The 12586-nt window shown below is 38.9% G+C and carries 8 protein-coding genes and 2 pseudogenes; 3 read left to right on the plus strand and 7 right to left on the minus strand.

Going from position 1 to position 12586, the window contains the following annotated elements; all coding sequences use genetic code 11:
* Positions 1-233: 233 nt before the first annotated feature.
* Together TY21_RS08830 and TY21_RS08835 are read left to right on the plus strand one after the other, a co-directional pair.
* The gene (locus TY21_RS08830) at positions 234-428 is read left to right on the plus strand and encodes a hypothetical protein (protein WP_042239497.1); all 195 of its coding nucleotides are present in this window, start codon (positions 234-236) and stop codon (positions 426-428) included.
* A gap of 115 nt (positions 429-543) precedes the next feature.
* A pseudogene (locus TY21_RS08835) lies at positions 544-654 on the plus strand (transposase); the annotation flags it as partial.
* Positions 655-1413: 759 nt separating this feature from the next.
* Here the strand turns inward: TY21_RS08835 and TY21_RS08840 are convergent.
* The 7 genes and pseudogenes from TY21_RS08840 to TY21_RS08870 form a co-directional block, all read right to left on the minus strand.
* On the minus strand, positions 1414-2733 hold the full coding sequence (locus TY21_RS08840) for a leucine-rich repeat domain-containing protein (RefSeq protein WP_197725055.1): 1320 nt from the start codon (positions 2731-2733) through the stop codon (positions 1414-1416).
* A 528-nt stretch (positions 2734-3261) separates the two neighbouring features.
* Entirely contained in the window at positions 3262-4128 is an 867-nt protein-coding gene (locus TY21_RS08845) for a leucine-rich repeat domain-containing protein (RefSeq protein WP_130589662.1), read from the minus strand.
* Between the two features lie 544 nt (positions 4129-4672).
* The gene (locus TY21_RS08850) at positions 4673-6568 is read right to left on the minus strand and encodes a leucine-rich repeat domain-containing protein (protein ID WP_130589663.1); all 1896 of its coding nucleotides are present in this window, start codon (positions 6566-6568) and stop codon (positions 4673-4675) included.
* Between the two features lie 369 nt (positions 6569-6937).
* Positions 6938-7426: pseudogene (locus tag TY21_RS11120) on the minus strand (IS630 family transposase); the annotation flags it as partial.
* The gene (locus tag TY21_RS08860) at positions 7417-7785 is read right to left on the minus strand and encodes an IS630 transposase-related protein (RefSeq protein ID WP_130589665.1); all 369 of its coding nucleotides are present in this window, start codon (positions 7783-7785) and stop codon (positions 7417-7419) included. The gene TY21_RS08860 and the pseudogene TY21_RS11120, both read right to left, overlap by 10 nt.
* A 260-nt stretch (positions 7786-8045) precedes the next feature.
* Positions 8046-8849: a leucine-rich repeat domain-containing protein gene (locus tag TY21_RS08865; protein WP_130589666.1), complete on the minus strand. Its 804-nt coding sequence runs from the start codon at positions 8847-8849 to the stop codon at positions 8046-8048.
* 496 nt (positions 8850-9345) lie between these two features.
* Positions 9346-10686, minus strand: coding sequence for a leucine-rich repeat domain-containing protein (locus TY21_RS08870; RefSeq protein ID WP_052354487.1), 1341 nt, complete (start codon positions 10684-10686; stop codon positions 9346-9348).
* 980 nt (positions 10687-11666) lie between these two features.
* On the opposite strand from TY21_RS08870, the gene TY21_RS08880 reads away from it, so the two are divergent.
* Positions 11667-11975: a transposase gene (locus TY21_RS08880; RefSeq protein ID WP_042240288.1), complete on the plus strand. Its 309-nt coding sequence runs from the start codon at positions 11667-11669 to the stop codon at positions 11973-11975.
* The last annotated feature ends 611 nt before the right edge of the window (positions 11976-12586 follow it).

The raw sequence follows: 12586 nt of genomic DNA on the forward strand, positions 1-12586 counted from the left end.
CTTATCAAATATTTTGAGTTTTACATTAAAAAACCTTCTACATCAGTTTTTAAAATACACGACCCTAGCAAAGGAATAGGGTATAATAACTTATTAGGTAGAAATGAAAAAAGCAAGATACAATGTTAGGAACAAAATCAACAAGGTCATTGAAACTCCAAGCTACCTAGTACTACCTCGTTAAGTAAATTTCTAGTATGAATATAGGTAAGATTTGTTAATAAGGAGGGACAATGGATCTAAATCAATTAAATTCCACTAGCGAACAACTCAATGAATGGATCAACGTTTTTAAGGCCCTCTTAGGAAGATCAGAAAGGTTCCACGGGTGCAGGTTATGCATTTCAGGATTGATATGGGAGAGAGAAAGAAAATTCATCGAACCTATGGCAAAAAGGCTTCCTGGAGGAAATAAGCAAGCTATTTAACAATTTGTCAATCAAAGTTTTTGAGATTATAGAGCGATGCAACAACGATTGGCACAGCATATGGCCAAAAGTATGGGTTTAAAAAAAGGAGTACTTGCCCTAGATGACACTTCTATACCTTAAGAAGGGAAACTTCTCAGTAGGCGTAGCCCGGCAGTATTGTGGAGCTTTAGGAAAAATTGCTAATTGTCAATCGATCGTCACATGGCATTACTGTGAAAAAGGCAAAGAGCATTTTCCTTTCCTAGGTGAATTATTCCTTTCTCAATCTTAAGACAAGAGGTAAAAAAAGAATGCAGGTAGCCAAAGTTCTCAAGGCAAGGTATAAGCTTTTAAAGAAATGGCAGCTTGCTTTACAACTTTTAAAGGGTATTCTTTAAAAAGATTTTTCCTATGAAGAGCTTGCTTTTGATGCCGGTTATGAAGAAATACGAGATTTATTGGGAGAGTTCGATAAAAGACAGTTAACCCTTGTGGCTCGAATTTCTGAAAATCATCCCTTTTGGCCTCTAGATATTACTTTAAATTTTACCCTAAACATTAGAGATAGGCTAAGAAAAAACCTTAGGAGTGGTGGATAAAAACTTTAAGCCGCTTTCTGCCAAGGAATGGTTAAAAAAACTTCATGCTCTGCCTCAAGTAAGAAGATTGATTAACAGCTTATTTTGCATTGCTATTTGCCCTTTTTGCCAAGCTATTCATGGCTGCTCTAAAAGGATATTTGTTGATACACCTTAAGTTTAATGAAGTAGTACTATCACAACCATCAAGATTTTAGTTCGCCAGTTCTGTTTTCCCAGCCATAACACTCTGCAGAAAAAGAGAGAAACTTCTTGCCATTATAAATGTGTAGGTTAGTTTAAGATTGCTTAGTTGCTGGAAGGAAACTTATTTAAAGATAAGATGGTTAAAAGTTTTTTATTTCATTTTAGCCCACTCCGATTTAAAAAGTACTTATGGCCATTCTACAATTGAAAACGCTGCCTTATTTTTTGGCGATATCCTTCAAAGGATTTTCCGCTAATTCAAGCCATTGTAGCTGAAACAGTTGCCCGATTTCTGCAGGCAGAGCGGTGAGCTGGTTTTGATTTAAGTTAAGCGTTTGCAGCCGAGACAGCTGCCCGATTTCTACGGGAAGGCTGGTGAGCTGGTTTTGATGTAAGTAAAGCGATTGCAGCCGAGACAACTGCCCGATTTCTGCAGGAAGGTTGGTGAGCTGGTTTTTGTTTAAGTGAAGCGTTTGCAGCTGAGACAGCTGCCCGATTTCTACAGGAAGGTTGGTGAGCTGGTTTTGATTTAAGTAAAGATCTAGCAGCTGAGACAGCTGCCCGATTTCTACAGGAAGGTTGGTGAGCTGGTTTTGGCTTAAACGAAGCCATTGTAGCTGAGACAATTGACCTATTTCTGCAGGCAGAGCGGTGAGCTGGTTTTGATCTAAGTAAAGCGTTTGCAGCTGAGACAGCTGCCCGATTTCTATAGGCAGAGCGGTGAGCGGGTTCTGGTTTAAATAAAGCGTTTTCAGCTGAGACAGCTGCCCGATTTCTGTAGGCAGAGCGGTGAGCGGGTTTTGATTTAAGAAAAGCCATCGCAGCTGAGACAATTGCCCGATTTCTGCAGGAAGGCTGGTGAGCTGGTTTTGATTTAAGTTAAGCCCTTGCAGCTGAGGCAATTGCCCGATTTCTGCAGGTAGACTGGTGAGCTGGTTTTGGCTTAAGATAAGTTTTTGTAACTTAGATAACTGACATATTTCTGGGGGTAAATAAGTCAAGCCTACTCTAGATAAATCTAGAGCCGTAGTATTTTTACAATTTTCTTCAATCCAATCTCTAAAAAGCTCTCCTTTTTTTTCTAGAGGCAAGTGCTTAATTTCTTCTCGGCTCAAGTATTCTTCCCCACCAGGAAGTTTTTTCCAAAGTAAAAGGCGATTAATATTCAGCAGATAAGAGGAGTAGTTAGCTAAAGTAAAATATTTTTTTTCTTCAGTCTTCCATTTAAATTCTAGAGGAGAAAGAGACTTGGCTAAAGTAAAGATTTGCCTAAAGATTGCATTTACCTTTGCTGCTTCAGTAAGCTTTTCTTCTAGCTTATAAATCCTATCTACAATAAGAGCCTGCTCCTTAACATTTCCTTCAGGAACATGCACTTGACCTATTTGCTTATAAAGAAAAGGCATGAATTCAGTAGCCAGCAGATGATGCCATCTTTTACAGACGCTAAATAAGGAAGGAACTACGCAAGCCTCTAAGATAGGGAGCAGCAATTCATTGGGCAAGCTTTCAATAGATGCCGAAGAGATAGGATGCATTTTATTTCCTTGGGTAGTGATAACTTTTCAGCATTTTTATTTTTTAAAGGCAATATAAAAAAATTAAAAAAGCAAGTCAAACGAATTCGTATCCTTATCAATGAAAAACAACTCACAGATAATCTACCTCGCTTTTTTTTAGATAGATTCACTGAAAGGGGGGAGACCTTCCAAGCATTCAGGAGCAGCTACAGGTTTTGGCGATTAAGTGACACGGCAATTTTGGTTTGGCTAAAAGAAGAATGATTCTTTGCCTTATTTGAGAAAATGGCTCTTTTTTGGTGCAATGTTTTAATTCTTCTACCGAATGATGGAATACAATACGCCTAGCTTCTTCCTGTCAAGAAAGGTTGTTATCACAGCATAGCAACCTGCAGAAAAAGAGAAAAACTTCTTGTCATTATAAATGCGTAGGTTAGTTTAAGCTTGCTTAGTTGCCGGAAGAAAAGCGGATTACTTGTTTAAAGATAAGATGGCTAAAAGTTTTTATTTCATTTTAGCTCACCCCAATTTAAAAAGTACTTACGGTCATTCTACAATTGAAAAACGCTGCCTTATTTTTTCGGCGATATCTTTCAAAGGATTTTCTGCTAGTTCAAGCTTGGTAAGCCGAGACAGCTGCCCGATTTCTGCAGGAAGGCTGGTGAGCTGGTTTTGATTTAAGCAAAGCTCTTTCAGCCGAGACAACCGTCCTATTTTTGCAGGCAGAGCGGTGAGCTGGTTTTGGCTTAAGTGAAGCTCTCGCAGCTCAGACAATTGACCGATTTCTGCAGGCAGACTGGTGAGCTGGTTCTTATTTATGAAAAGCGTTCGCAGCTGAGATAACTGGCATATTTCTGGGGGTAAATAAGTCAAGCCTACTCTAGATAAATCTAAATCCACGATATTTCCACAATTTTCTGCAATCCAATCTCTAAGAAGCTCCCCTTTTTTCTCTAGAGGCAAGTGCTTAATTTCTTCTCGGCTCAAGTATTCTTCCCCACCAGGAAGTCTTTCCAAAAGTAAAAGGCGATTAATATTTAAGAGATAAAAAGAGTAATTAGCCAGCGTTAAGCCTCTTTTTTCTTCTGTTTTCTCTTTAAATTCCAAAGGAGAAATAGATTTAGCTAAGGTAAAAACTTGTTTAAAAACTTGATAAACTTTTTCGGTAGAGGTAAGTCCATGATCGAGTTGATAAACTTTAGCTAACATAAGAGTTCGCTGGGTAGTGGCCTTCCCCTTGGGGAAATGAAGCTGGGCTATTTTATTATAAAGAGAAGGCATCGCTTCAGAATCTAGCAGATGATGCCATCTTTTACAGACGCTAAATAAGGAAGGAACTACGCAAGCTTCTAAGATAGGGAATAGCAATTCATTGGGCAAGCTTTCAATAGATGTCGATGAGATAGGATGCATTTTATTTCCTTGGGTAGGGATAACTTTTTCAGCATTATTATTTTTTAAAGGCAATATAAAAAAAATTAAAAAAGCAAGTCAAATGAATTCGTATCCTTATCAAAGGGGAAAAAACTCAAAGATGATCTACAAAGTTTTTTTTCCAGCTAGATCCAAGGAAAGGGTGGAGACCTTCCAAGCATTCAGGAGCAGCCACAGGTTTTGGCGATTAAATGATGCGGCAATTTTGGTTTGATTAAAAAAAAAATGAGATTGATTTTGTGCCTTATTTGAGAAAAACGGCTCTTTTTGATGCCTTGTTTTAATTCTTCTACCACCTGATGAAATACAATACGCCTAGATTCTTCCTGTCAAGAAAGGTTGTTCTTCTCACTATAACACTCTACACAAAAAGAGAAAAACTTCTTGCCGTTATAAATGTGTAGGTTAGTTAAAGCTTGCTTAGTTGCGGGAAGGAAAGAGGATGACTTGTTTAAAGATAAGATGGCTAAAAGTTTCTATTTCATTTTAGCCCACCCACCTTTAAAAATTACTTACGGCCATTCTACAATTGAAAACGCTGCCTTATTCTTTCTGCAATATCTTTCCAAGGATTTTCCGCTAATTCAAGCTTGGTAAGCTGAGACAGCTGCCCGATTTCTGTAGGCAGACTGATGAGCTGGTTTTGTTTTAATCCAAGATTGTTAAGCTGAGACAATTGCCCGATTTCTGCGGGAAGGCTGGTGAGCTGGTTGTTGTTTAAGTAAAGCCCTCGCAGCCGAGATAATTGCCCGATTTCTGCAGGAAGACTGGTGAGCTGGTTTTGATTTAAGTCAAGCCTTCGCAGCTCAGACAGCTTCTCGATTTCTACAGGCAGACTGGTGAGCTGGTTTTGATTTAAGTTAAGCCATTGCAGCTGAGACAATTGCCCGATTTCCGCAGGAAGGCGGGTGAGATGGTTTTGATTTAATTCAAGCGTTTGCAGCTGAGACAGCTGCCCGATTTCTCCAGGCAGGCTGGTGAACTGATTCTGGCTTAAATCAAGCGTTTGCAGCTTAGACAGCTTCTCGATTTCTACAGGCAGACTGGTGAGCTGGTTTTGATTTAAGTTAAGCCATTGCAGCTGAGACAATTGCCCGATTTCCGCAGGAAGGCGGGTGAGATGGTTTTGATTTAATTCAAGCGTTTGCAGCTGAGACAGCTGCCCGATTTCTCCAGGCAGGCTGGTGAACTGATTCTGGCTTAAATCAAGCGTTTGCAGCTTAGACAGCTGCCCGATTTCTGCAGGCAGACTGGTGAACTGGTTCTGGCTTAAATCAAGCGTTTGCAGCTGAGACAATCGCCCGATTTCTGCAGGCAGACTGGTGAGTTGGTTTTGATATAAGTAAAGCTCTTGCAGCTGAGACAGCTGTCCGACTTCTGCAGGCAGACTGGTGAGTTGGTTTTGATTTAAGTGAAGCTTATGCAGCTGAGGCAATTGGCCTATTTCTGCAGGCAGACTGGTGAGCTGGTTTTGATCTAAATCAAGGGTTTGCAGCTGAGACAGCTGCCCGATTTCTGCAGGAAGACTGGCGAGCTGGTTTTGATTTAAGTGAAGCCTTTGCAGTTGAGACAATTGACCTATTTCTGCAGGCAGGCTGGTGAGCTGGTTTTGATTTAAGTGAAGCGCTCGAAGCTGAGACAGCTGCCCGGTTTTTGCAGGCAGAGCGGTGAGCTGGTTTTGATTTAAGTTAAGCTGTAGCAGATTAGACAACTGCCCTATTTCTGCAGGCAGAGGAGCGGTGAGCTCGTTTTGGCTTAATTTAAGCACTTGCAGCTGAGACAGCTGCCCAATTTCTGCAGGCAGAGCGGTGAGCTGGTTTTGATTTAAGTAAAGCCGTGTTAGCTGAGACAATTGGCCTATTTCTGGGGGTAAGTAAGTCAAGCCTACTTTAGATAAATCTAAAGCCATGATGTTTTTATAATTTTCTCCAATCCAATCTCTAAGAAGCTCTCCTTTTTTTTCTAGAGGCAAGTGCTTAATTTCTTCTCGGTTCAAGTATTCTTCCCCACCAGGGAGTCTTTCCCAAAGTAAAAGGCGATTAACATTTAAGAGATAAGAAGAGTAATTAGCCAGCGTTAAGCCTCTTTTTTCTTCTGTTTTCCATTTAAATTCCAATGGAGAAAAAGACTTGGCTAAAGTAAAGATTTGCCTAAAGATTGCATTTACCTTTGCTGTTTCAGAAAGTCTACTTTCTAGCTTATAAATCCTATCTACAATAAGCACCTGCTCCTTAACATTTCCTTGAGGAACATGCACTTTACCTATTTGCTTATAAAGAGGGGGCATGACTTCAGAAGCTAGCAGATGATGCCATCTTTTACAGACGCTAAATAAGGAAGGAACTACGCAAGCCTCTAAGATAGGGAGCAGCAATTCATTGGGCAAGCTTTCAATAGATGCCGAAGAGATAGGATGCATTTTACTTCCTTGGATAGTGATGACTTTTCAGCGTTTTTATTTTAAAGGCAATATAAAAAAATTAAAAAAGCAAGTCAAACATATTCGTATCCTTATCAACGAATTCATATCCTTATCAATGAAAAACAACTCACAGATGACCTACCACGCTTTTATTTCAGATAAATTTAAGGAAAAAAGGAGGGGGGCTTCCAAGCATTCAGGAGCAGCCACAGGTTTTAGGGATTAAGTGACGCGGCAATTTTGATTTGGCTAAAAGAATGAGATTGATTCTTGTCTTATTTGAGAAAATGGCTTTTTTTGGTGCAATGTTTTAGTTCTTCTAACGAATGATGAAATATAGTTGTTTAAATTTTAAATTTCTGTTCATTAACATATACTTAAAAAAGAGTAATCAATGGTTTGAGCAAGAGTAGAAAACTTGCTTAAGTTTGCTGCCACGATCTTCTTAAAATTAGCCCAAAAGGTTTCAATAGGATTTAAATCTGGAGAATAAGGCGGTAAAAATAAAATCTCACACCCTACCTTTTTGATAAGCTCATGAGTGGCTTGCGATTTATGGAAGGTAGCATTATCCATTATCAGAACTTGTCCTGCTTTAAGCTCGGGTATCAATATTTTTTCTAGCCAAATGTTAAACAAAAGAGAATTACAAGTACCTGTATAACAAAAAGGAGCTAAAATTTTAGACTTGCATTTAGCTGCTATAAAGCTTTCTCTAGCAAATGAACGACCTGCTATAGCACCATAAATCTTTTCTCCTATAGGTGATCTTGCATGCTGGCGCTGTAAGTAGGCATTTATCCCGCTCTCATCTATGTAAATCCTATTTTCTTCCGGAATGTTTTCTAGCTTTTGTCTAAACTCCTCTCGTTTATTCTCATCTCTTTCCTTGTAGAAGGGTGTCTTTTTTTTAAAGTGATTTTCAGTCTTTTACAGGCATAAAAAACTGCAGTTATTGTCACTCCGAATGCCTCAGCTATTTCCCTAAGGTAGGCATCAGGATTTTGTTTTATATATAATTTTAGCTTTTCACTATCAATTTTACTGGGACTCGGCCGTCTTTTTTTGGGAGCTAGATCACCTTGTTTTTTCCGCTTAATCCAGTTTGTTAACGTGCGAACTGTTACGCCAAACACCTCACTAGCTGTGGCCATTGAGCCGCCATTCTCTATATAATTCAAAGCTTTTTTTCTTAAATCGTGTGAATATACCATGCCAATCGATTATACATATACCCTTAGAAAAATAGAATTCAAATAATTATACAATACGCCTAGACGCCTAGTTTCTTCCTGTCAAGAAAGGCTGTTCTCCCACTCTAGCAATCTGCAGAAAAAGAGAGAAATTTCTTGTCATTATAAATGTATAGGTTAGCTTAAGCTTACTTAAGTTGCTGGAAGGAAAGCGGATGACTTGTTTAAAGATAAGATAGCTAAAAGTTTTTATTTCATTTTAGCCCCTCCAAATTTAAAAATTACTTACGGTCAATCCGCAATCGAAAACGCTGCCTTATTTTTTCTGCAATATCTTTCAAACGATTTTCCGCTAATTCAAGCTTGGTAAGCTGAGACAGCTGCCCGATTTCTACAGGAAGGCTGGTGAGTTGGTTTTGATTTAAGTAAAGCTTTTGCAGCTGAGACAGCTTCCCGATTTCTGCTGGCAGACTGGTGAGCTGTTTTTGATTTAAGTTAAGCCATTGCAGCCTAGATAACTGGCATATTTCTGGGGGTAAATAAGTCAAGCCTGCTTTAGATAAATTTAAAAACATGGTGTTTTTGCAATTTTCTTCAATCCAACCTCTAAGAAGCTCCCCTTTTTTCTCTAGAGACAAGTGCTTAATTTCTTCTCGTCTCAAGTATTCTTTCCCGCCAGGAAGCTTTTTCCAAAGCAAAAGACGATTAATATTTAAGAGATAAGAAGCGTAATTAGCCAGCCTTAAGCCTCTTTTTTCTTCTGTTTTCTCTTTAGATTCTAAAGTTGAAAGAGACTTGGCTAAAGTAAAGATTTGCCTAAAGATTGCATTTACCTTTGCTGCTTCAGTAAGCTTTTCTTCTAGCTTATAAATCCTATCTACAATAAGAGCCTGCTCCTTAACATTTCCTTCAGGAACATGCACTTTACCTATTTGCTTATAAAGAAAAGGCATGAATTCAGTAGCCAGCAGATGATGCCATCTTTTACAGACGCAAAATAAGGAAGGAGCTGCGCAAGCCTCTAAGATAGGGAGCAGCAATTCATTGGGTAAGCTTTCAATAGATGCCGAAGAGATAGGGTGCATTTTATTTCCTTGGGTAGTGATGACTTTTCAGTATTTTTATTTTTAAAGGCAATATAAAAAAATTAAAAAAGCAAGTCAAACGAATTCGTATCCTTATCTAGAAAAGCAACTCACAGATAACCTAAACCGCTTTTTTTTCAGATAGATCCAAGGAAAGAGTGGAGACCTTCTAAGCATTCAGGAGCAGCCACAGGTTTTTGCGATTAAGTGACGCGGCAATTTTAGTTTGGCTAAAAGAATGAGATTGATTCTTTGCCTTATTTGAGAAAATGGCTCTTTTTGGTGCAATGTTTTAATTCTTCTACCGCATGATGGAATGCAATACGCCTAGCTTCTTCAGAAAAAAAGAAAAGCTTCTTGACGTTATAAATGTGTAGGTTAGTTTAAGCTTGCTTAGTTGCCGGAAGAAAACGGATTACTCGTTTAAAGATAAGGTGGCTAAAAGTTTTTTATTTCATTTTAGCCCATCTCAATTTAAAAAGTACTTACAACCATTCTACAATTGAAAACGCTGCCTTATTTTTTCGGCGATATCTTTCAAAGGATTTTCCGCTAATTCAAGCATGGTAAGCTGAGACAGCTGCCCGATTTCTACAGGCAGACTGGTGAGTTGGTTTTGCTTTATGCAAAGCTCTTGCAGCTGAGACAATTGACCTATTTCTGTAGGCAGAGCGGTGAGCTGGTTTTCATTTAATTCAAGTACTTCTAGCTGAGACAATTGACCTATTTCTGCAGGCAGACTGGTGAGCTGGTTTTCATTTAAGTAAAGCCATTCCAGCTCAGACAGTTGTCCTATTTCTGCAGGAAGGCTGGTGAGCTGGTTTTCATTTAATTTAAGCTTTTGCAGCTGAGACAGCCGCCCAATTTCTATAGGCAGAGCGGGGAGCTGGTTTTGATTTAATTTAAGCTGTAGCAGCTGAGACAATTGACCTATTTCTGCAGGAAGGCTGGTGAGCTGGTTGTCGAATAAGCCAAGCTCTCGTAGCTTAGACAGCTGCCCAATTTCTGCAGGAAGGCTGGTGAGCTGGTTTTGGCTTGAATCAAGCTCTCGCAGCTGAGACAATTGCCCGATTTCTGCAGGCAGACTGGTGAGCTGGTTGTGATTTAAGTAAAGCTCTCGTAGCTTAGACAGCTGACCGATTTCTGCAGGCAGACTGGCGAGCTGGTTTTCTCTTAAGTCAAGATCTTGCAGCTGAGACAATTGGCCTATTTCTACAGGCAGACTGGTGAGCTGGTTTCCTCTTAAGTCAAGCGTTTGCAGCTGAGATAATTGGCATATTTCTGAGGGTAAATAAGTCAAGCCTGCTCTACATAAATCTAAAGTCTTGATGTTTTTACAATTTTCTTCAATCCAATCTCTAAGAAGCTCTCCTTTTTTTTGTAAAGGTAAGTGCTTAATTTCTTCTCGGCTCAAGTATTTTTTCCCACCAGGAAGTTTTTTCCAAAGTAAAAGGCGATTAATATTTAAGAGATAAGAAGAGTAATTAGCCAGCGTTAAGCCTCTTTTTTCTTCTGTTTTCTCTTTGAATTCCAAAGGAGAAAAAGACTTGGCTAAAGTAAAGATTTGCCTAAAGATTGCATTTACCTTTGCTGTTTCAGAAAGCTTTTTTTTTAGCTTATAAATCCTATCTACAAGCAGAGCCTGCTCCTTAACATTCCCTTGAGGAACATGCACTTTACCTATTTGCTTATAAAGAGTGGGCATGACTTCAGTAGCCAGCAGATGATGCCATCTTTTACAGACGCTAAATAAGGAAGGAACTACACAAGCCTCTAGGATAGGGAGCAGCAATTCATTGGGCAAGCTTTCGATAGATGCGGAAGAGATAGGATGCATTTTATTTCCTTGGGTAGTGGTAGCCTTTCAGCATTTCCATTTTTTAAAACAATATAAAAAAATTAAAAAAGCAAGTCAAACGAATTCGTATCCTTATCACCAGGGGGATTACCAGCTAACCGCCGATTCAGCCGCCTCACTCCAGCAACAAAAATAATCACTTATTCCAAAAACCATTTTTTTAACATCGCCAGCCTCAAACATGATGTAAAAAATGCAACCCACGTACAATGGAGTTAGGATGTCCTGATCAAAATTATTTGACAAATACCTTACTTAGCAATCCTCTGAAGTAATCAAGCGTATAAGTAGCATTTCGCCTAGCTTCTGCCGCACTTCGCTCCGGATCAAAAGCTCTTATTATGTTAGCAGCTATTAATCGGAGCATAAAATGCTCTACATTATGCCATTTTAAAGTTTATATGAGGGAGGTATGAAAGCAAAAGATGCACGATTTTTATTGCCGATGATTTAAGAAAAGCTTCGATACCAAGCTATTAGGCTATTTTTAAATAAAACTATTTAAATAACGATCTCGAAAACATTAGGTGTGAGTAGGCAATTTATTTGGAAGTGGGCAAAAGCCTGTCTAGAATCAGGTGCTAAAGGACTAGAGATTCGCTAAAGAAGTCCTCAACAAGGTAGCCAGCTATTGCCATGGCAAAGTACGCAAATTGTCAAGATGGTGAAGAATTCTTGCCCAGATGAAGTAGGAATGCCCCATTCACTTTGGACAAGAGAATCTGTTGGGTCATTAATGGAGCAAAAATTTTACATTCGCCTTTCCAAATGAACGGTAAGGAGATATTTAACTAAATGAAAATTTTCTCCCAAAAAACCGGCTCGTAAGGCAATTGAGCAAAATCCCCAAACGATTAATAAGTGGCTTCAGGTAAAATATCCTTTAATTCGTAAGTAAGCAAAACGTAAAAAAGCAACCATTCACTGGGGCGATGAGATGGGGCTGAGATGGGGCTGAGATGGGATATCATGCAGGAAAAAACTACGGAATAAAAGGAAAAACGCCAGTTGTAAAGCGTATAGGAAATCGACTTTCTTATAGCATCATCTCAAAGATTACCACTTTAGGGCAGTTAAGCTTTATGGTATTTCACGAGAATTTTAACGAAAATATGTTTCTCAAATTTTTGAAAAGGTTGGTTTATCAAGCGACTAAAAAAGTTTTTTTGATTGTTGATCAGCATACAGCTCATAAATCAAAAAAAGTAAAAGGAAGATGGCTTAAATTAGATAAAAAGCATGCTCGTTTGTCCCATTTACTTGCCTAGTTATTGCCCAGAATTACGCCGGATGAGTTTTTGGATCGAGATATAAAAACAAAGGTAGGTAGGAAGCGTTCTCCTACTAAGATGGAAATGATGAATAATCTAAGTGAACACCAAAATGCACCAGAAGCAGCCTCGTATCAGCCCAAGCTTTGTCAAAAGCTGCCATAGGATGTATGCAACTTGCTAAATGTAAACTGTTAAATGCTTCCCGTAACAAGTCCAGCTTCTCCTAATCAATGCCTCCACTTAAATAATAGCATGCCAGGCAACCATGGTATCAGAATTTTAGCTAAATTAAAGAAGTAGGGTGGATAGGTAGGTACCGCATGATGCCAAAAATCATAAACACAAAAGTATTGCCTATAAGAACTATCTAACCCTTTATCCAATATATTTTCATTAGAAATTCTCTACAAATGTTGCAAGATAAGGAGGCCCATAACTAACCTTACAGATTTTGCTGGTTGGCCTACACTTTCTGCGAACAGCTTATCAAATTCTTCTTCTAGCTGCTTTCATTCTATCAACTTAAGATAGCTTAAAATAAGAGGATGATTTTGATTAAGCTCGTCGCTAAAGCGGAATTTAAAAAGATGGCCTTGTTGGTTATG

It is taken from the genome of Neochlamydia sp. S13, assembly GCF_000648235.2.
GTDB lineage: Bacteria > Chlamydiota > Chlamydiia > Chlamydiales > Parachlamydiaceae > Neochlamydia.

Bases quoted from the DNA above. Each gene is read 5' to 3' on its own strand.
- TY21_RS08830 (WP_042239497.1), top strand. From the start codon at position 234: ATGGATCTAAATCAATTAAATTCCACTAGCGAACAACTCAATGAATGG.
- TY21_RS08860 (WP_130589665.1), bottom strand. From the start codon at position 7,785: ATGGTATATTCACACGATTTAAGAAAAAAAGCTTTGAATTATATAGAG.
- TY21_RS08880 (WP_042240288.1), top strand. From the start codon at position 11,667: ATGGGATATCATGCAGGAAAAAACTACGGAATAAAAGGAAAAACGCCA.
- TY21_RS08840 (WP_197725055.1), bottom strand. From the start codon at position 2,733: ATGCATCCTATCTCTTCGGCATCTATTGAAAGCTTGCCCAATGAATTG.
- TY21_RS08845 (WP_130589662.1), bottom strand. From the start codon at position 4,128: ATGCATCCTATCTCATCGACATCTATTGAAAGCTTGCCCAATGAATTG.
- TY21_RS08850 (WP_130589663.1), bottom strand. From the start codon at position 6,568: ATGCATCCTATCTCTTCGGCATCTATTGAAAGCTTGCCCAATGAATTG.
- TY21_RS08865 (WP_130589666.1), bottom strand. From the start codon at position 8,849: ATGCACCCTATCTCTTCGGCATCTATTGAAAGCTTACCCAATGAATTG.
- TY21_RS08870 (WP_052354487.1), bottom strand. From the start codon at position 10,686: ATGCATCCTATCTCTTCCGCATCTATCGAAAGCTTGCCCAATGAATTG.